At 58.3% G+C, this 247-nt stretch carries 1 protein-coding gene and 1 pseudogene; one reads left to right on the forward strand and one right to left on the reverse strand.

The features are described 5' to 3' along the window. Positions 1-108: hypothetical protein (locus tag L6D63_RS28575; RefSeq protein WP_236170530.1), on the forward strand; the 108-nt coding region annotated here is incomplete at its 5' end. Here L6D63_RS28575 and L6D63_RS28580 read toward each other — a convergent pair. Beyond that, positions 103-247, reverse strand: a pseudogene (locus L6D63_RS28580) (hypothetical protein); the annotation flags it as partial. The gene L6D63_RS28575 and the pseudogene L6D63_RS28580 sit on opposite strands and share 6 nt — an antisense overlap.

Consider the following 247-nt stretch of genomic DNA (forward strand, 5'->3'; position numbering starts at 1 on the left):
TTGTGGGGCTTCTGGGGCGTGTTCTTTGCGATTCCGCTGGCGACGCTGTTCAAGGCCGTGCTGGATGCATGGCCGCGTAAGGAGCCTGTGGTGGCTCCGTTACTATAAAAGCCAAAAGATCGCAGCCAGTACCGCATCCACATGCCCCGGCACTTTCACGCCGCGCCATTCCTGACGCAGCACACCGTTTTTGTCGATCAGAAACGTGCTGCGATCGACGCCCAGGTATTCCTTGCCGTACAGCTTC

Origin of the sequence: Pseudomonas parakoreensis (assembly GCF_021602155.1) — a bacterium.
In the GTDB taxonomy this organism is placed as follows: Bacteria; Pseudomonadota; Gammaproteobacteria; order Pseudomonadales; family Pseudomonadaceae; genus Aquipseudomonas; species Aquipseudomonas parakoreensis.